This is a genomic window from Mesorhizobium captivum (genome assembly GCF_033977165.1).
Taxonomy (GTDB): Bacteria; Pseudomonadota; Alphaproteobacteria; order Rhizobiales; family Rhizobiaceae; genus Mesorhizobium; species Mesorhizobium captivum.
In genome coordinates this window covers 48,019-65,917 of sequence record NZ_JAVIJB010000013.1, presented here as the reverse complement: position 1 = coordinate 65,917, position 17,899 = coordinate 48,019, and the positions used below count along the sequence as shown (strand labels likewise).

16 protein-coding genes are annotated in these 17,899 nt (G+C 58.4%); 5 read left to right on the top strand and 11 right to left on the bottom strand.

Annotated elements, in window-relative coordinates:
• Window positions 1-168: 168 nt before the first annotated feature.
• The 11 genes from RFM40_RS13610 to RFM40_RS13560 form a co-directional block, all read right to left on the bottom strand.
• The gene (locus RFM40_RS13610; RefSeq protein ID WP_320277668.1) at window positions 169-1,332 is read right to left on the bottom strand and encodes a hypothetical protein; all 1,164 of its coding nucleotides are present in this window, start codon (window positions 1,330-1,332) and stop codon (window positions 169-171) included.
• Window positions 1,333-1,568: 236 nt separating this feature from the next.
• Window positions 1,569-1,925: a DUF1622 domain-containing protein gene (locus tag RFM40_RS13605; RefSeq protein WP_320226090.1), complete on the bottom strand. Its 357-nt coding sequence runs from the start codon at window positions 1,923-1,925 to the stop codon at window positions 1,569-1,571.
• Window positions 1,926-1,932: 7 nt separating this feature from the next.
• A complete protein-coding gene (locus RFM40_RS13600; RefSeq protein ID WP_320226200.1) occupies window positions 1,933-2,847 on the bottom strand; it encodes a formylglycine-generating enzyme family protein in 915 nt (304 codons plus the stop codon).
• A gap of 144 nt (window positions 2,848-2,991) precedes the next feature.
• Window positions 2,992-3,435 (bottom strand): YidH family protein, encoded by a 444-nt coding sequence (locus RFM40_RS13595; RefSeq protein ID WP_320223864.1) that lies wholly within the window; start codon window positions 3,433-3,435, stop codon window positions 2,992-2,994.
• Between the two features lie 66 nt (window positions 3,436-3,501).
• Entirely contained in the window at window positions 3,502-3,912 is a 411-nt protein-coding gene (locus RFM40_RS13590) for a hypothetical protein (protein ID WP_320226088.1), read from the bottom strand.
• Window positions 3,913-3,985: 73 nt separating this feature from the next.
• A complete protein-coding gene (locus tag RFM40_RS13585) occupies window positions 3,986-6,358 on the bottom strand; it encodes an arylsulfatase (protein WP_320277667.1) in 2,373 nt (790 codons plus the stop codon).
• Window positions 6,359-7,672: 1,314 nt separating this feature from the next.
• Window positions 7,673-8,701, bottom strand: coding sequence for an alpha/beta hydrolase (locus tag RFM40_RS13580; protein WP_320277666.1), 1,029 nt, complete (start codon window positions 8,699-8,701; stop codon window positions 7,673-7,675).
• A gap of 477 nt (window positions 8,702-9,178) precedes the next feature.
• Window positions 9,179-9,979, bottom strand: coding sequence for a hypothetical protein (locus tag RFM40_RS13575; protein WP_320277665.1), 801 nt, complete (start codon window positions 9,977-9,979; stop codon window positions 9,179-9,181).
• 52 nt (window positions 9,980-10,031) lie between these two features.
• A complete protein-coding gene (locus tag RFM40_RS13570; protein WP_320226083.1) occupies window positions 10,032-10,352 on the bottom strand; it encodes a hypothetical protein in 321 nt (106 codons plus the stop codon).
• Window positions 10,349-11,161 carry a DUF2092 domain-containing protein gene (locus RFM40_RS13565; protein ID WP_320277664.1) on the bottom strand — a complete coding sequence of 271 codons (813 nt, stop codon included), beginning with the start codon at window positions 11,159-11,161 and terminating at the stop codon, window positions 10,349-10,351. Before RFM40_RS13565 ends, RFM40_RS13570 begins: the two co-directional genes overlap by 4 nt.
• A gap of 101 nt (window positions 11,162-11,262) precedes the next feature.
• Window positions 11,263-11,766 carry a hypothetical protein gene (locus tag RFM40_RS13560; RefSeq protein ID WP_320277663.1) on the bottom strand — a complete coding sequence of 168 codons (504 nt, stop codon included), beginning with the start codon at window positions 11,764-11,766 and terminating at the stop codon, window positions 11,263-11,265.
• Here RFM40_RS13560 and RFM40_RS13555 point away from each other — a divergent pair.
• From RFM40_RS13555 to RFM40_RS13530, 5 genes are all read left to right on the top strand, one after another.
• Window positions 11,741-13,459 carry a hypothetical protein gene (locus RFM40_RS13555; protein WP_320277662.1) on the top strand — a complete coding sequence of 573 codons (1,719 nt, stop codon included), beginning with the start codon at window positions 11,741-11,743 and terminating at the stop codon, window positions 13,457-13,459. The genes RFM40_RS13560 and RFM40_RS13555 overlap by 26 nt on opposite strands.
• A 451-nt stretch (window positions 13,460-13,910) precedes the next feature.
• On the top strand, window positions 13,911-14,222 hold the full coding sequence (locus tag RFM40_RS13545) for a DUF3302 domain-containing protein (protein ID WP_320226079.1): 312 nt from the start codon (window positions 13,911-13,913) through the stop codon (window positions 14,220-14,222).
• A 5-nt stretch (window positions 14,223-14,227) separates the two neighbouring features.
• On the top strand, window positions 14,228-15,343 hold the full coding sequence (locus RFM40_RS13540) for an HlyD family secretion protein (RefSeq protein ID WP_320226078.1): 1,116 nt from the start codon (window positions 14,228-14,230) through the stop codon (window positions 15,341-15,343).
• Between the two features lie 144 nt (window positions 15,344-15,487).
• On the top strand, window positions 15,488-16,021 hold the full coding sequence (locus tag RFM40_RS13535) for a hypothetical protein (protein ID WP_320223874.1): 534 nt from the start codon (window positions 15,488-15,490) through the stop codon (window positions 16,019-16,021).
• A gap of 53 nt (window positions 16,022-16,074) precedes the next feature.
• A complete protein-coding gene (locus RFM40_RS13530; RefSeq protein WP_320226077.1) occupies window positions 16,075-17,739 on the top strand; it encodes an arylsulfatase in 1,665 nt (554 codons plus the stop codon).
• The last annotated feature ends 160 nt before the right edge of the window (window positions 17,740-17,899 follow it).

Below are 17,899 nucleotides of genomic sequence, written 5' to 3'. Positions count from 1 at the left end.
CCCTCGCCAACTGGCCTCTTCAAACCCGTTTGCTTTCTGGACCGGCTCGAACGCTGCCTCCGACATCGATGATGATCGGGGTGTGTATCCCGACAATCTCGGAAATGACGAGCGACTGTTTTGCCTTGGTGTTGGCCCGATGTCCAGCGCCATACCCAGGCGGTGGCGTTAGAAAAGCAACCCTCTTAGCTCTGCCAAGATTTGCTCGACGGGTAACGCAAGAAACACGACAGGAATGAACGGCAGCAGCAGGGCGGTTCCGAGGGCAGCGGCGCTCTTCAGGTCGATCGGAACCAAACGCAATGAATAAACATTCGCCACGATTGCATATAAATCAGTGGTCGCCGAGAAGTCTGGCTGCTCCAGGACAGAACTATCGATAAGCCGATTTGGTCCAACCCATTTCTCTTCGAAGACTGTTCCAGCTCGATTGGCAAGGGCTCCGTATTCAAACGAACCGCGCTGCAACGCCTTCATCAGAATTGGCGTGAAAAAAGACAGCGGGACAGCAAACGAGACACCAATTACCACCAAGAGGCCGGCACTAAACGCCGTCGTGCCTCTCGGCAGCGCACCCTCGACCAAAACAATCTGTGCGGAACGCCCAGCAATGATCGTGGCAAGCGCCATCGCTATGGGGGAAAATGCCCGCAAGGAATATCCAATCACGGCAAGGCCGGCTGCGCCATCGGGATGGGATGCCAATATGCGAAGCTTGATCCGCGCAATCCGCCAAAGCAGCTGTGCCCATAGGACAAACCTCCAAGCCCAGCCTAAGAGCAGAGCCAGGAGCAGAGGGAGGCTCACTAGCACGTGCCACCACCCGGCCAGAGAAAAGATGGTGATCGCGTTGCCTGCCTTGTGCCACAGCGGTAGCTGGTCGAAGGGCAGCGAAAAAGCTGCCGCACAGACCAGGAGATAGGCTAGCGCAAATACAATTATCTCTGCAGCTCGCGAGTGGAGAAGGATACCGGTGAATCCCACGGCAGCGTTATATCGCCCAAGCTCACTTTCGGGCACAAGCCCGGCATCGGTAAAGTGCCGGACAATGGCATTCAGCCTTGGCCCGCACTCCGCTTCTGCCAAAACAAGTAGCGGCGCGGCGACTAAGTACCGCGCGTGCACATCTATCCCTAAAAGCAGCGACTTGACCCCGTCGGATCTGTCAATTCCGGCCAAAACGATCAGAGGGACCCAACCTAGCATGGCGACAATGAAGGCGCGGCGACCGATGTTGCGTTGATCACCCTTGGTCAAACCGAGATAGCGCTGCAGCCTTGCAGGCGGACCATTCTCAAACAGGGCTTGGCCCACCCGCAACGTTTCGCTCATTAGCATACGCACCGTTGTTTTATGCTACCCCGCCATCGACTGACGGACATGAACAGCATCGCCGCAGCAAGTGACGCCCGTAAGCTGTCGAACTCGGCGGGAGCTTCAAACCAAGCCATGTATCGCCCGCGCGCGCCCTCTGCGAGGCGTCCCGAAACTTCCGCAAGGGCCGTGGTGAGTGCGGTAAAATCACCCGCCGCTGAATTGTCGCTCACCTTGTTCTTCCCACGTCAATCTCAGGCTTTCTTTTCGTAGTTGAGCTGATCCTCGCGGACCTCGGACATGTCTCGCTCGAGGAAATAGTTGAGAAACGTGCGGATTGCCGCGATGGCGGCCAGGCGCCCGACTTCATCCCATTCTGGACGCGTCATCGTTTCAACGATGTCTGCAGCGAGCTGAAACGTGAGGCCGGCCACCAGCCAACGCGCGTATCGCAGCCAAATGCCGCGCAACTGGTCGGGCGCCGACGGTATGAACATACCGCCCAGAGCTCCGACGAATGCCTCGATCGTCCCGTAGACGACGGTGATGAGCGCGATTGCGTCGATGAGCAGAACCGCATAGCCAGTTACCTCGGTGAATGCCGCTTCCATGGCCACCTCACAACTTCGCATTGCGAATTATGCATCGAAATCCGAGATGTCCGGTCGAGGTGTCGATCGGTTGCGACATGCGCGCTGCAGGTCGATAGCGCTGACAGTAGTTGGGAGCGCACAGGTAAGAGCCGCCCTTGGTTACCTTGCGGGGAATGCGAATATCCGGCGTGCGGGGGTCATAACTAGCGTCGCGTTCACCCCCGCGAGGATTCTCAACGGTGCAGCATGGGCTCTCGATCCGGGAGTGCTCCTGGTACCAGTCACTCGTCCACTGCCAAACGTTGCCGGCCATATCGTAAAGACCGAAGCCGTTGGCTGGGAACGAACCGACCGGAGCCGTCCCCTCATAGCCATCTTCATTTCGGTTCTCATAGGGAAACTCACCCTGCCAGGTGTTGGCGAAATGCTTCCCGCCTGGCGTGAGTTCGTCGCCCCAGACGAATTGGGCACCGTCCAGCCCGCCGCGAGCGGCGAACTCCCACTCCGCCTCAGTGGGCAATTCCTTGCCGGCCCACTTCGCATAGGCCTCGGCATCCTGGAATGCGACGTGGACGACGGGATGGTCCTTCAGCTTCTTAATGGAACTCGCTGGACCACGTGGATGGCGCCAGTTTGCTCCCTGCACATAGACCCACCAATTGTAAGGGTTCCGGGTGTCGACTGGCTGAGTAGGTTTCTTGAACATAGCGGACGATGGCGCCAACAGTTCCGGCTTTGCTCCTGGATACTGGGCAGGATCGGCTGGACGCTCAGCTAGCGTCACATAGCCGGTTTCTACCACGAACCGCTCGAATTCGCGGTTCGTTACGGTGTGACAATCCATCCAGAAACCATCCACCCTCACGCGATGCGCTGGAGCCTCTTCGGGATAGTGCCGGTCCGACCCCATCAGAAAATTGCCGCCGGGAACCCAAACCATGTCTTTGAAAAGCGGCTGCGGGAAATCTCGGTCATGATCGTGTATGCCGACGGAACCGTGCAGAGCTTCAGTTGCGTGGACTTCCGCATTGCCAAGGTCGCTATTGCTGCCAGCGGTTTTCATATGTCTGCGCTCCTTGTAGGACTAGACCGCGCGGAAAAGTACGGCGAAGAAGGCAGTCAGCCCGGCAATCATCAGCACTATCGCCAAGGCCATGATTGGGGTTTGCATTTCGTGGGCCTGAGCTCCTGCTATGGCGCGATACGGTCCGCCCCAAAGGTAACGGACGCCCCAGCGATACTGAACAAGCGAGATCGCGAGCGCCAAAATCCCAGCCGCGATAAGGGTCAGTCCAAGGTATCGCGGAGCTTGTGGGCGAAGGGCAGCATCGACACTTTCCATCGTTCCAAGACGATCGAAGAACTGAACGATCGTGAAGCCGAAGCCTATGCATGCAATCGACGTTCGAAGCCAGGACATCATTGTTCGCTCGAGACTGAGGCGCGTGCGCAGCCAAGAAAAATGGCTTTCAGCCGTGACATGGACGTCGAACCTCTGTTGATCTCTATTCACGTTCTGGCTCGTCATTTCTGGTACCCTTCTTTTTGAGATTGTCCGCGCCCTCCCCTCGGCCCCTCTAATCTTTTCGAACGCTCACCATTCGCGGCCCTGGACGCTGCCGCTCAACCAGCGTGCGACACGAGCCGCGGGGCCTCGGATCAGAAGATAGGGTACGAAGGCGAGGACAATCGCGACGGCGATTGCTTCAAAGGGGTAGAAGGTGCCGAGTTCGATGAACTGGTAGACTCCATCCAGGATCAGCGCGAGCACCATGATTTTGCTTGTCGACTTCAGGCCTTCGCTCAGCCTGGAGCGGCGTTCGTCGGGCTTTGACAGGACCGTCCAGAAATATGGCGACCGTCCCTGACGGGCGTCTTTGATGCCGTCGCGTATCGCAAACAACGTGGCCATTGCGGGCTGCAGGAGGAACCGAAGTGCCAACGGCCCGCTCGGCCTCTCAAGAATGTTTTCCCAGAAACGTTGTATAATCTCTTCTATTGCCATCCTGGCTCATCCTTGTTGTGGCGCTCATTCATTGGGCGACCCCGCGGGGGGTCGCCCATCTGGCGTTCTTCGCCTATTGACGCGCCATGATCACGCGCACGCGTTCTTCGTCATCGATGAAGTGATCCGCGTCGGCAGCATCTTCGCCAAGGTCGATCTGTACCCAGTTGATCTTGCCGTTGAACTTGCTGGTATGAGCAGTGTAGTCGGGGCTCACCGTAGTGCCGGTCTCCCGGCCGACGTCCGTCGTCTCGTCCGCCGAGAAAATGAACCCCTGCGTTTGCTCGACGCGGCCTTTCCCGACTTCTTTGCCGTCACAATACAGAGTGACCGATCCGCCCTTGCCCATGCCGCCGCCGTCGTAGGCGAACTCCATGCGCACCTGGGTCTTTCCGGACGGAATGGGCTTGCTAGCCTCAATTCCGAAAGACTTGATGCCCAGCACGTTGTAGTGGAACTTGGCCTTGCCATCTCTGGCGTAGAGGCTCCATCCGCCAAACCGGCCGCCTTGGGCGATGATCACGCCTTCTGCGCCCTTCTCAGGTACCTCCAGTTCCGAGGTCACCGAGAACGACTTGTTCTTGATATTGACGACGCTGTTCTCGGAAAGACGTCCCATACCTTCAAACAGCATCTGCGAGTTGCCCTTGATCAAAGTCGGACGACCGGCCTGATCGGGGTCGATACGTTCGATCTGGCGATCATCCAGGGGCAAAACGTTGTACTTAACGGCTTCGACCAGCCAGAGGCGTTGCAGCTCATGGAGTTTTTGCGGGTTCTCCTTCGAGAGGTCCTTGGACTGGGTCCAGTCCTTGCTGCCGTCGTAGAGTTCCCAGACGTCATCGTCGAAGGCAGGCATCTTTTGCCCGCCCATCATCCACGGGGTACGGTGCTTGGTGACCGCGCTCCACCCTTTGTGGTAGATGCCCCGGTTGCAGAACATCTCGAAATATTGCGTTTGGTGCCGCTCATCCGCCTTGGCATCGTTGAAGCTGTACAGCATGCTTGTGCCTTCATAGGGGCTCTGCTGCACGCCGTTGACGCTTAGCGGCTCCGGAATGCCCGCAGCCTCCAAGACCGTCGGCGCAAGGTCAATCACGTGGCAGAACTGGTTGCGCAAGCCTCCCTTTTCCTTGATCCCGTTCGGCCAGTGGACGATGGTGCCGTTACGCGTGCCACCCCAGTGTGAGGCCACCTGCTTTGTCCACTGGTAGGGCGAGTTCATCGCCCAGGCCCAGCCGACCGCATAATGGCCATAGGAGTGTTCACCGCCGAACTCGTCCAGCTTGGACATCATGAATTCGAGGGTTTCGATGGCAGCCATGCCGTTGAAGTTGGCCATCTCATTGAAAGCGCCTTGCAAGGTCCCTTCGGCAGAAGCGCCATTGTCGCCGATGATGAGGTAAATCAGCGTGTTTTCGATGGCAGGCCCAAGCGCATCCAGTAACCGGCCGACGTGATGGTCGGTGTGCTCCATGAACGCGGCATAGACCTCCATCTCGCGCTCCAGAGCAGGCTTGAGCTTGGGATCCATCTCTTCCCAAGCCGGAATTTCCTGGTGGCGGGGCGTAAGCACCGCGTCGGCAGCGATGACGCCGAGTTCCTTCTGCCGCTTGAAAGTGATTTCTCGCTGCTTGTCCCAACCATGAGCAAACTTGCCCTTATACTTATCGATCCACTCCTTCGGCACGTGGTGGGGCGCATGCGTCGCGCCTGGCGCGAAGTACATGAAGAATGGCTTGTCAGGCAGCAGCGCCTTCTGCTGGCGAACCCAACTGATCGCCTTGTCGGTCAAATCCTCGGTCAGGTGGTACCCCTCTTCAGGCGTTTTGGGGGGTTCGATGGGGACTGTCCCTTCATACAGCGCGGGATCCCATTGGTTGTTCTCGCCGCCAATGAAGCCGTAGAAGTATTCGAAGCCGCCGCCTCCGGTCGGCCATGCGGTGAACGGCCCGGCCGGGCTCGTTTGCCATACCGGCACCTCATGACATTTGCCGAATTGCGCGGTGGAATAACCGTTGAGCTTGAGGGTCATCGCCAACGGAGCTTTGGTGTTCGGCAACACGGAACTGTAGCCAGGAGCAGCCGTCGCAATCTCTGTGATTCCGCCCATGCCGACTGAGTGATGGTTCCGGCCGGTCAGCAACGCCTGCCGTGTTGGCGAGCAAAGCGCGGTTGTATGGAACCGCGCATACCTCAATCCGCCTGCCGCCAGTTTTTCGAAGTTGGGGGTATTGCACGGACCACCGAAGACGCTGGTAGCACCGTACCCTACATCGTCTATGAGGATGACCAATACGTTAGGCGCGCCCTGGGGCGGCCGCACATCCCTGATAGGCGGGAATCTCGTGTCGGGATCCTTGGCGTCGTACGTCACCAGTCCGTGTTGCTGATGATCCGGAATAGGTAGGACGCTACGATTGATGTTGGCTGTCGCTTTGCTCATGGGTGATCTCCTTCATGCGGACTCAGTTTCCGGTTAGCTGACTTGGCAGCAGCATCCGAAAACGCTGCGATCTGAGAATTCTAGTTCACAGGGCTCGGCTCCCAGTCCCGGCACGTCGCCTTTGGCAAAGGAGGGTCGTGGTGGAGGCGTGAACTCCGGAACAATAGTGTCTTCGTGGCGCCGAAGCCTTGAGGCGCGCCACATCGTCCTTCACGTTCAGGGATAAACAACCACGTACCGGCCGCCGGTCGCCTGGTAGTATGTGTGCCCACAGTGCCAGACATGAACACCATAAAGAACGACCTTGCTGCAGCTTGCCGGCAGCCTCGCGACATAGATCGTGGAGCGGCGTAGAGCGCGCCGAGTCGTGCGTCTCGCGACGCCCGCAACGCTTCCTGGGGTGAGAGGCCGACCGACTCTTGCTTGCGCCTGCGATACGAGGAGGCCCGTGATGCCTGAGCTACTGCTGTCAATCTCCAGTCCAGCCACAACCGCCATAATCGCTAAAAACCATTTGATCGATTTCATGTCCGTTCTCCCGTTGGATGGCAATGTTGAGCCTTTGAACAACCAACATCGTCTTGCCGATCCTTGTCAGCATGGGGTCAGAATATTGCTTCAAGGCACTGGGGGAACGTAAGTTACGTGGGGAAATGTGTTATCGTGAGAAAGCCCACACGTGTTCATTACAGCATGAATGACAGGAGCCACCGGCGCCTCCGATTTTGATAAGTCTGGGTCGTCGCTCGGCATCACGATGTGCCAAAATCCCAGTGGCGGACCCTCCACGTATCGTTGGCTTACGGTAGGCTGACGAGGCCCGTCAGACTGGAAGGATCGTGGCGGCTACGACTGTGGCGCCCTTCGGGATAGGAGCGAAGCCGGAAAGCGACTTCTTTGTTGTACCCATTGGACAACCGCCTGTCCTCCGCCACCGAGTTCGCGTATCCCTCGAGCTCTATCACGCCAGCGGCAGATAGAACGACTCTCGGGGCTTTGAGCTCGATGCAGGTGGCCGAAATCGTCCGCGCGGTGGCGGCGCTGAGCCCAGGAAAGCATTAGATCAACGACGCGCGACCGGCGAATAAAGGATCAAGTCGCCGTTGCAAGCCGCAGGAATGCGTGACGATAGGAAGTCCGTAACCATGCGGGCACCATGCGATCCAACTGCCGTCGCGCCGCTCATCGATGCGCCCCCAGAAGCTTGCGGTCTTTGCCATGCGCGCGCTGCGCTGCGACGGCTGCCGGGCGTGAGCGGATGACCAACTCGCACCTGCGCCTCGCCGACGAACCAGGGGAGCGCTGCAGCAAGTGCTACTTGGCCGTCAGGATCGCTATCGGCGCCGCGACTGGCAAAGTGAGGACGCGGGTCGTCGCGCCGGCCAGCCCGCCCTCTTCCTGCTCTGGAATACCCTGCGCCAGGACCTTGCGAAGATCCGGCGCCATTTCTGCGATTTGGGCGAACTTGCTGTGGTTTGTCGCGTCCATGGCTTTGACATTCGACAAATCGACCACGATGGCGCCGAGATTTGCGAGTTCCGCCGTGTCGCTGCTCGCCCCAATCCGATCTTTGCCGCCAGCGATAAGTCTCGACAGACCCAATGCTTTGTCGTCGCGCGAGACAATGATCAAAAACGGCTTTTTTGGTTTCCCAATTCGCTGCATTTCCGATTTGAATACGTCCTCGTCGATATCGGGGGCGGCGAGTATCACCGTACCAAGCTTGCTGGCGGAAGCGACGTTTCCCGATATCTTGATTTGCCGAAATGCCTCGACGGTCACCCAGTTGCCCATGGAATGCGCGAGGACGTTGATTTCATCGGCATCGCTGGCCAGCAAAAGGCGCAGCGTCCGCTCCAATCTGTCGCGAGCGATGGTCGCGCTGTTGTTGTCATATACGTAGTCCAGCGTCTTGCCCCGCGAGGCCCAACTGAAGAAGACGGGAACGCTAGGCGCATGGGAATCATGAACGACTTGCGCGAAGCGATAGAGCCCTTCGGCAAACAGCGTGTTGTAACCATGGACAAAGAGCAGGACCTTGCGCTGGCCCTTGGGCTGAGCCTTCAAACGTTGGTTCAGCTCGGCCAGAAACTGCTTTTCGTTCGGCAGGACTTCGCCATCTCGCGTGACAAAATCCGTTTGAGCATTTCCCGGCTTCGAAGAAGGCCATTCGACATTGCCAGCCTTATGGTTCGGCGGCACGCTGACGGTGATCGACGCAAAGTTCAGGGCAGATGACCGTTCACCATCGAAGTAAGTTCCCGGTCGAGCATCAGGCGCTCGAGTGGTGGCAACGAGGATGGCATGCGAATTCGCACCTTGAGCTACGGAGGTATTCGACAATAGGGCCCCGGTCTCAGGCCTGCTTGCGCAAGACGAGAGGCTGACAAGACTGAACGCACAAGCAAAGGATATTGCCAGGCTTCGCCTTGCTCGCATGTCCAATCCCACCAGTCCCCCGCAGCGATTTACCAGCTTCATTGTTTCGTGCGCCCCGATGTCATCCCCGAGAAGGCGACCGTGCCTCCCCGCGCCGAGCTTTGGCTGTTATCGGAAACAAGTCGTCGCGCGCTTCGATGTCGTAGCGCTACACGACTTGCGTAAGGTCAAGTCCAGACACAACCCGATCTCCGATCCCAATACAGGATCGGCAGCCTCGCTGATCGCGATTACTCCCGAAAGGTGGCCCGGGAACCCGCTTACGTTTCGAGTGCCCTGGAAGGAAGGTAACTAACTGTATCCTACGGGCAGAACCCCGCGGCTCCTGGCCGGAAATTGACTTCAGCAGGCAGGCTTTGGGATCAGCAACAAATCGCCATCCTAGAAACGCATGACCAGACCCATGATCGGGCCCTGTTGCACGACATCGAAGACAAACCCATCATTGTCGTAGTTGACGCCCAAGGCGCGATAGCCTGCGACCGCCGAAAACCGATCATTGAACCGATAGCCCAGCGCGGCTGCGACATCCCAATCGACATTGGCGGCGCCTGCTCCCACCATTCCCCATCCCGTGACATAGACCTCGGGTGTGAGCGAATAGTTCGCACGAATACCAACCAGCCCGTCTACCCAGGTCTTGCCGTCGCTGGCGGAAACGCCGTCAAGGACCCCACCATGGAAGTCAAGGTCCGTATCCACGGACCAGATCCTCATGGCGCCGACCACATCGAGACGTCCAGCGTCACTCTGGAGAACTGAATAACCAGCTCCGGCCAAACCTGAAAAAGTTTGGGACGTGAGATCGACGCTGTCTGCCAAGATGCCTCTGGGCGTGCCACTGCCGGCGGAAATCTTGACATATTGGAGGTCGCCGAAAATGCTGTAGCGGTCGTAGCGTGCCTCGATGACGGCCATGACCGCGAAATCAAGATTTTTCAGGATGTCGCCAAAATCTGAATCAACCTCGACGGTGGGCAAACCGAACTGCCCCACGTCACCCGAGAGCCCAGCCGCCCAGAAATACGGCGCGACGCTGAACGTCCATCCCTGCTCGGTCACGACGGGCTTCAGGTCCGGCGTCACCGGGGAGACCAGATCGGCCGCTCCCGCGTTATTGGCAAGGCAAAGGACACAAAGCGCTGCATAGCCGCCAGTCACCGTCCGACAGAAAGTTTTCATGATCTTTGCTCGGTTCTGAGTTGGGCTCGCAGTGCCGGTTTCATTGGAAGGCTTAGTCGACATAGACCACGACGTAGCGACCGCCGTAGGGCTGATAGTAGACACCACCGCATTGCGACAGCGTCATACCATTGACATTGACTCTTACGCAGGCGGGCGGCAGCGCGGCCACGTAGAGCGTGGACCGTCGAACCACGCGGCGCGTTGTGCGACGGGCAACGCCAGCAACACTTCCCGGGGTCAGCGGCCTCCCGACCCGTGCTTCGGCGCTGGAGACGAACGAAACGGAGGGAATGAGTTCACTGTCGGTGACTATGAGCGCCGTGACGAGGCTCAAGGCCAACGCGGTTCTATTTCGCGCGATCGTTCTCATTCTGCGTCCTCCAGGGAAAGTTGGCCGATTTCGTCCGAATCTATGTGTTCCAGCCTTTTCGCATCCGCTGGCGGCGTGAAGGAGAACAGCTTGCCGTCGACCTTAGGGTCGACGGTCCAGTTGCCTAGTCTCAGCGTGTACTGGGGCGCTCCGGTCACCCATTTGGTGGTTATGACATATTTGAGCGGCAGCGGCTGGTCGCCCTGGCGGATCCAGATTTGCCAGTCGACGGTGTCTGTCCGGAACGCCAGATGATCGCAGACTTGGCCGCCGATAACGGCTTCGCCGACCAGCGTGCCTTCGACGGCTCCTTCTGTGAGGACCGAATACGGGTCCGCGGACATCAGGTCCGCGCCGGCAGCATCCAGGCCGGTCGAGACCCTGAACTCCTCGACGGCCTCGTCAATGCTCGGACCAGGGCTGTCGATTTGGGCGAAAGCATTTATCGTTTTGCCGTAGAGCGAGATGACTTTGCCGTCGAAGGTGACCTCGACATCGGCGTCAGGGCCTTTCCGACTGATGCGGAAACCCTCGCCGCGCGAGGCTGTCAGGGAGCCCGAAGCGCTATACTGGATCTTCTGGCCGGCCTTGTCGACGATCTCGTGATCGGTATCGTAGTCGACGCTGAACGTCTTCAGACCTTTCAAGTAGTTCATCGAAGTGACGAGGACGTGGTTAGCATCCTTGTCTATTGCGCTCTGGCTCCAGGCCGAAGCACATGAGAGTGCCAGGCCTACGGATGCTGCCAGCAGGCTTGCGCCCTTGGGGCGCAGTCTCGAAAGTAAGCCGGATTTCATGATCTGGTTCATCTTGTTCACCGTTGTGCAATTGCAGTCGAATGCTGAAGCCCCCGAAATGGCGGAAAATTGCAGGCTGACCATCGACCAGTTCTAACCATTCGTGACGCTCATCATGGCGGCCGAGGATTGACACCCAAGTTTCGGGTAGCCTCTGAGTCCTGCACCGCTGCCCCGACTTCTCCAACCAACCGGTCCACAAGTTCCTGCCATTCGGCTCGTCTAGTCTCGACCAAAGCCGGTGCAATCTTGTCGACGCTTGAAAGCGCCAGCTCCGCTTCCGCAAGCTCCTCGCATATCTCCAGAAAGCTCTCACTCCGGACGATCAGTCGGTGGATCGCCAACTCAAACTGCGGAAAGCGGCGTACCGCCGCTAGGATCGCTCTTTGTCTGTCGGACGGTCCGTCTTGTTTGGCCATAATTCGTTGATCTGACTGAGATCCGACCGAAATTAACGACGTTTTCAATTCGCCAATTCGCGATCTGAGTGAATTGTATTTCGCGATCAGAGTGAATTGTATATTGCCCAAAGCCAGTAGCGGAATGTAAATTACGTGGAAGACCATGTAGTCATCGGTCGGACGAGGGTCAGTGAACAAGCCTGAATCATCCTTCACGGCGGAGGCTGCTCTCCCGGCTGAGAGTTGTCGCGCCCAGCTTGCCCTGATCCTTGGCAGCGCGGACTTCGATGCCACCGGCCGTGAGCACCGTTTCCTTAGCTACGTGGTCGAAGAAGCGTTATCCGGGCGTGGCGATCGCATTAAGGCCTATACTATCGCGGTCGAAGTGTTCGGCCGCGGCCAATCATTCGACCCTCAGACGGACCCAATCGTCCGCATTGAGGCTGGCCACCTTCGTCGGGCGCTTGAACGCTACTACCTGACCTCAGGACAAAGAGATCCTGTACTCATAACAATTCCCAAGGGCGGCTATGTTCCTGCCTTCGCACGCCGGGCGGAAACCCAGTTGGCGCCGGTCGAAGCCCCAATTGTCACGCAGCCAGTCACTGAGCGCCCGCCCCTGTGGAGGACCCGACCGCGACTGCTGACAGCCGTGCTCATGGTCCTTCTGGCGATCGTGGCATCTGTATCGGCCTGGTGGTGGGCGCCCGACACATATAGCGAGCCAGAAAAGCCCCGTGTGCTTGTGCAGGCGTTTGACAATCCGGGCGGCGCTCAGGCCGCAGGCGTGGTTGCAAGTGGATTGAAGGAGGAAATTGTCGAGCAACTTTCCAAGTTCAGAGACTTGCTGGTTATGGAGTCAGCCCCGAAGCCGGACGATGCCTCATTGGCGCCACCACGATTTGTGGTCGCTGGAAGTGTCACGCTGTCGGACGAGGCCTTTCAGCTTCGGGTCCGGCTCATCAATCGCGGCAGTGGGTCGGTCATTTGGGCAAATAGCTACGACGGTCCATTGAAAGTCTCGGCATTTCGGGGCGCGCAAAAGGAGATTGCACGCAGCGTGTCACAAAATCTGGCTCAGGTTTACGGCGTGATCTTCCAGGCGGACGAGGACCTCAACGTGAGCAACCCTCCCGATGATTGGATAGCCTATAGTTGTACACTTTCTTTCTATGCATATCGGCTGGACGTTGATCCGCAGCGCCGTCCCGCTGTGCGTACGTGCCTCGAGAAAGTTGTAGATCGCTTCCCCAGCTACGCCACGGCATGGGGTCTTCTGTCATTGGTCTACATCGACGACTATCGGTTTGAATTTTTAGCCGATGGCGCGTCCCCGGCATCAGCACTTGAGCGCGCTTTCGCTGCCGCCCGGCACGCCGAGGCGCTCGATCCCCTAAATATGCCGGCGCGCCAGGCAAAAATGCTGGCTCTCTATTTCGACGGGCAGATTGATGCCGCGTTGGAGCTAGGCAAGGAGAGCCTGAAACTCAACCCCAACGACACCGAGTTCTTGAGCGAATATGGCGAGCGCCTGGCGTTTTCGGGAAAGTGGAAGGAAGGTTGCCCGATGCTGGCGGAGTCGCGCCAATCAAATCCCGGAGCCTCAGCCTACTACGAGACGGACTTGGCCGTTTGCTCCTATTTTGACGGCGACTATGCGCAAGCAGCAACATGGCTAAAGAAAACGCCTGCCCCGATGAATCCGCTCTATCATTTGGTTGGCGCCGCGATATACGTTGAGGCAGGGAACGTTGCGGAAGCCCACCGCGAGAGCGAGTGGCTTCAACAGAATCATCCGGAATTGGTGAAAAACTTGCGGGGCCAAGTATCAATGCGTTTGGTTCGCCCGCAAGATGCCGAGGCCTTTCTCGGCTCGCTTAGAAAAGCAGGTCTTGTGATCCCTGATTGACTGGCCTCCTGCCGGTGTCGGACGCGCAGTCAAGCTAGCATAGCTCGCTCCTTGACGGGTTGAGATGGTCTCGTGTCGAGTGCCGTTGCCGAGGATTATTGAAGCGCTCGAGGTCATCGAACACATCCGTCCTGGCGCCATCCTTCGTCCTGTAGCCCTTGCGTGCCGTGCGCTCTGCATTCCTCCAGTTCCGTCAAACACCTTATCGGTGTCCACGACCGACAGCAGGTCAGACCGCATTTTTAGCGCGTAGCCTACAGTTAGTTACCTTCCGAACAAGAGGACAATGCCCCAGCGTAGGTCAGTGATGCATTGCTTCCGTCAACGCACAACTGTGGTTGCATGACTTTGGTTTTCTTTCCCGCGGGCAGAATTGCTCGAAAGCAGGAAGCCGGGCGACTTCTGGAAGCAGACCAAAGACGGGCGCCCTCGGCCTCGGATGGATACAACAATGCTCGACACCGTCGCGCTCGTTACCTTGATCGTCGTGCTTTTGCTGGTCGCCTACGGCGCGGTCGCTGTCTGGGCAATCCCTTACGAGATCGCCAAGGCCCGCAACCACCCACATCAGGACGCGATCGGTGCTGCAACCTGGGTCAGCCTCCTTACCTTGGGGGCGCTGTGGCCTTTCCTATGGATCTGGGCGTTCCTCTACCACCCAGATCGCGGCTGGGGACTTTCACCGGCCGCGGCTTCGGGAAATTCTGCCGAAACCTCCCAGTTCGACAGACCTCATTCAGCGCTCGAGCAGGTCGCGGAGTAGATACGATGGGTGCGCTTCTCCTGCTGGGCTATGCGGCGATCTGCGTTGTCGTCTTCAAATTCATGCGTCTGCCGGTCAACAAATGGACCGCGACCACCGCATGCCTGGGAGGTGTGGTGGTCGTCGGCGGGCTACTTGCAATCATTAACTACAATCACCCGTTTACGACTGAAGCACGCCTCTATTTCTTCACCACGCCCATCGTTCCCGAAGTGAAAGGCCGTGTGGTCGAGGTTCCAGTGGAACCAAACATCGCCCTTAAGAAGGGTGACGTCCTGTTTAAGATCGATCCGGAGCCCCACAAATTCGTCGTTGCACAGAAGCAAGCTGCTGTCGCGGAAGCGGAACAAGGGGTCAAGCAGCTGAAGTCGGCGCAGGACCAGGCTGCCGCCAGCGTTGCGAAAGCTGAGGCGCAGGTCGAGCTGGCCCAGCGGGCCTTCGATCGCCAAACACAACTTCTCGAAAAAAAGGTGATTGCGCAGGCTACTGTCGATACGGCGTCTCATAACCTCGAGGCAGCCAACCAGTCGCTGGCCGAGAGTCAGGCGGCGCTGGAACGCGCTCGACTGGCCTATTTGTCGGAGATCGGCGGCGTAAATACGACGGTCGCCAGATTGACGGCTGACTTACGCGACGCCGAATACGACCTCGATCAAACCGTGGTGAGAGCACCAACCGCCGGCTACGTAACCCAGCTCTTCCTCCGCCCCGGCATGATGGCAGGAACAGCACCTGCGTTGATCTTTATTCACGAGGGCGACAGGGTTTTTGCAGCAGCCTTCCCGCAGGCTGTCGTTCAACGTCTGACCGTGGGCTCGGAAGCTGAGATCGCGTTCTATGCAATTCCCGGGAAAGTATTTCAAGGCAAGGTCAGCGGGGTTGTGGACGCAGTTTCGCAAGGCCAGCTGCAAGCAAGCCCCACTCTTCTCAATCCTGAGGATCGCGGACAGACACAGGGCCTTGCGCTCGTCGGCATCCAAATAACGGACGATGTTTCGGGTTACCAGCTGCCTGCCGGATCGACAGCTCAGGTCGCCGTGTACAGCCCCCATATGGCGTCGGTCGCGGTCGTTCGGCGAATCCTGCTGCGGATGAAAAGTTGGATGAACTACATTGTCTGACTGTTGGGAGAGAAGCTGCGACTGCGGCACGTCAAGAGAAAGTGGGCCTTCTGGGCAGCGGTGGCGGCACCGGCGCTCCACGCAGTTTTTCAAGGCCATGATCTAAAAACAACTCTTACATCTAACATCTGAGGGATAATCATCATGCGAAATTTTACAGCACTTATCGTGGCAACGTCGGTGGCACTTTCATCTGCGACGGCAGTCTACGCACAAGAAAATCCCCTTCCCAAGGCAAGCGATACGCTTGTCCGATATGGGGACGACGTCGAAGGCTGGACTGTCTATGCCAATAAAACACGCGGAGATTGCTTGATCGTGAGCTCATTCGGCCCAGGTTCGGTGCAAATGGGCGTGGCCGCAAACCAGGCGGTCGGGTACCTTGGCGTGTTCACGAAGCTGGACATAGGCATCAAGAACGGAGTCAAGGACATCTTCGTCGATATCGACGGCCATCTTTACCGCGGCGTGGTGACCACAACGACCGGCCAACTCAAAGGCGGGTATTCGGGCGGTTACATTTTGACGGACGACCCGGCTTTCAAGCGCGACGTGGCGAAGAAATACACGATGACCGTGTTCCCGCAAACCCAGGGTACCTTTGTCGTCGATCTGAAGGGGACCTTCAAGGCAATGGCGGCGGGTCGCAAGTGTCTGGCCGAACAAAAGTCAGGCTGATCTATTCCACCGCTGGCTGCAGTAATCTACTCCAAGTTCAAGGGGAACGTGAAATGAGCGATGAAGCAAATCCTGACAGCAAATCCAACGGTGCGAGTTCGTCGCACCTCACTCGCCGCGGCCTTCTGCTGGCCGGATCGGCACTGACTGCGGCCGGACTTTCCATACCGTCCATGGCACAGCAAAGTCCGGCTCCGGCGGCGGCGGCAAAGACGGGGTCCCAGCCGAACATCCTGGTGATTTTTGCCGATGATGTTGGCATATGGAATCTCAGTGCCTACCACCGGGGCATGATGGGCGGGACGACGCCGAACCTGGACCGCATTGCCGCCGAGGGCGCGTTGTTCACCGACTACTATTCGCAAAACTCCTGCACGGCAGGCCGGGCGGCGTTCATCACCGGGCAGAACCCTTTCCGTGTCGGCCTCCTGAAGGTGGGCCTTCCCGGATCTAAGCAGGGCCTGCAGGACAAGGACCCGACAATCGCCGAGCTTTTGAAGGGCCGAGGTTACGCGACCGCTCAAATCGGCAAGAACCATCTGGGCGACCGCAACGAATTCCTTCCGACGATGCACGGGTTCGACGAGTTCTACGGCAACCTCTACCACCTGAACTCGGAAGAAGAGCCCGAGGACCCGGATTATCCGAAGTCTCCCGAGTTCCATGCCAAGTTCGGGCCGCGCGGCGTGCTCGACGTGAAGGCGACCGACGTCGACGACCCGACCGAAGACCCCCGGTTCGGACGCGTCGGGAAGCAGGTCATCAAGGACACCGGTCCGCTGACCCGCAAGCGCATGGAAACCGCAGAAGAGGAGCTGCTCGCCCGATCCCTGGACATCATGGATCGCTCGGTTGCGGCAGGCAAGCCGTTCTTCCTCTGGCACAACACGACCCGCATGCATGTGTGGACGCACCTCTCGCCGAAGTGGGAGAACAAGACTGGCTTCGGCCTCTACGCCGACGGCATGGCGGAACTGGACGATGTGGTAGGTCGACTGCTGAAGAAGCTCGATGATCTTGGCATCGCGGACAATACGATCGTCGTCTTCAGCTCCGACAATGGCGCGGAGACGTTCTCGTGGCCAGATGGCGGCAGTACCCCGTTCCGAGGCGAAAAGGGCACGACCTGGGAGGGTGGCTTCCGCGCCCCATGCTTCGCTCGCTGGCCGGGTGTCATCAAGCCGGGCAGCATCGTCAACACAACGATGTCCCACGAGGATTGGCTGCCGACGTTCCTGGCCGCCGCAGGGAACCCCGATATCAAGACCGAGCTGCTGAAGGGACAGAAGGTCGGCGACAAGACCTTCAAGACCCATCTCGACGGTTACAATTTCATGCCGTACTTCAAGGGGGAGACCAAGGAAGCCCCTCGACGCGAAATCTTCTACTTCGACGACCAGGCCAACATCAACGCGTTGCGCTACGATGACTGGAAGATCTCCTTCGCCTATATCGAGGGCAACCTCTTCACGGGCAGGCGCGTGACGCAAAACGTCCCCCTCGTCACCAACCTCAGGCAGGATCCGTTCGAACGCTACCACGAGGAGTCGGGGGCCTACGAGCGTTGGTGGAGCGACAAGCTCTGGACGCTGGTTCCAGCCCAGACAATCGTCGCAGAGTTCCTTGCCAGCTTCCGGGAGTATCCGCCCAGCCAGAAATCCGGCTCCTTTGATGTCAGTCAGTTCCTCGACGCGCTTCAGTCCGCGTCGAGCAATTAGAACTGTGCCGGATGTGAAAAGCCAACGGGATAATTCTTGTGGCAAGTCCACAAGAGCGGATGGAGGTAGGGCATGCGATCGAAAATCGGCCGTCACTCAGGGCCGTAACTGATCGCTTTGCATGCGCCGGCTCGCACGTCCTGTGCGAGCCGGCGTACGC

Coding starts and splice junctions, on each gene's coding strand:
- RFM40_RS13610 (WP_320277668.1), bottom strand. CDS start 1,332: ATGAGCGAAACGTTGCGGGTGGGCCAAGCCCTGTTTGAGAATGGTCCG.
- RFM40_RS13605 (WP_320226090.1), bottom strand. CDS start 1,925: ATGGAAGCGGCATTCACCGAGGTAACTGGCTATGCGGTTCTGCTCATC.
- RFM40_RS13600 (WP_320226200.1), bottom strand. CDS start 2,847: ATGGTTTGGGTTCCCGGCGGCAATTTTCTGATGGGGTCGGACCGGCAC.
- RFM40_RS13595 (WP_320223864.1), bottom strand. CDS start 3,435: ATGACGAGCCAGAACGTGAATAGAGATCAACAGAGGTTCGACGTCCAT.
- RFM40_RS13590 (WP_320226088.1), bottom strand. CDS start 3,912: ATGGCAATAGAAGAGATTATACAACGTTTCTGGGAAAACATTCTTGAG.
- RFM40_RS13585 (WP_320277667.1), bottom strand. CDS start 6,358: ATGAGCAAAGCGACAGCCAACATCAATCGTAGCGTCCTACCTATTCCG.
- RFM40_RS13575 (WP_320277665.1), bottom strand. CDS start 9,979: ATGAAAACTTTCTGTCGGACGGTGACTGGCGGCTATGCAGCGCTTTGT.
- RFM40_RS13570 (WP_320226083.1), bottom strand. CDS start 10,352: ATGAGAACGATCGCGCGAAATAGAACCGCGTTGGCCTTGAGCCTCGTC.
- RFM40_RS13565 (WP_320277664.1), bottom strand. CDS start 11,161: ATGAACCAGATCATGAAATCCGGCTTACTTTCGAGACTGCGCCCCAAG.
- RFM40_RS13545 (WP_320226079.1), top strand. CDS start 13,911: ATGCTCGACACCGTCGCGCTCGTTACCTTGATCGTCGTGCTTTTGCTG.
- RFM40_RS13540 (WP_320226078.1), top strand. CDS start 14,228: ATGGGTGCGCTTCTCCTGCTGGGCTATGCGGCGATCTGCGTTGTCGTC.
- RFM40_RS13535 (WP_320223874.1), top strand. CDS start 15,488: ATGCGAAATTTTACAGCACTTATCGTGGCAACGTCGGTGGCACTTTCA.
- RFM40_RS13530 (WP_320226077.1), top strand. CDS start 16,075: ATGAGCGATGAAGCAAATCCTGACAGCAAATCCAACGGTGCGAGTTCG.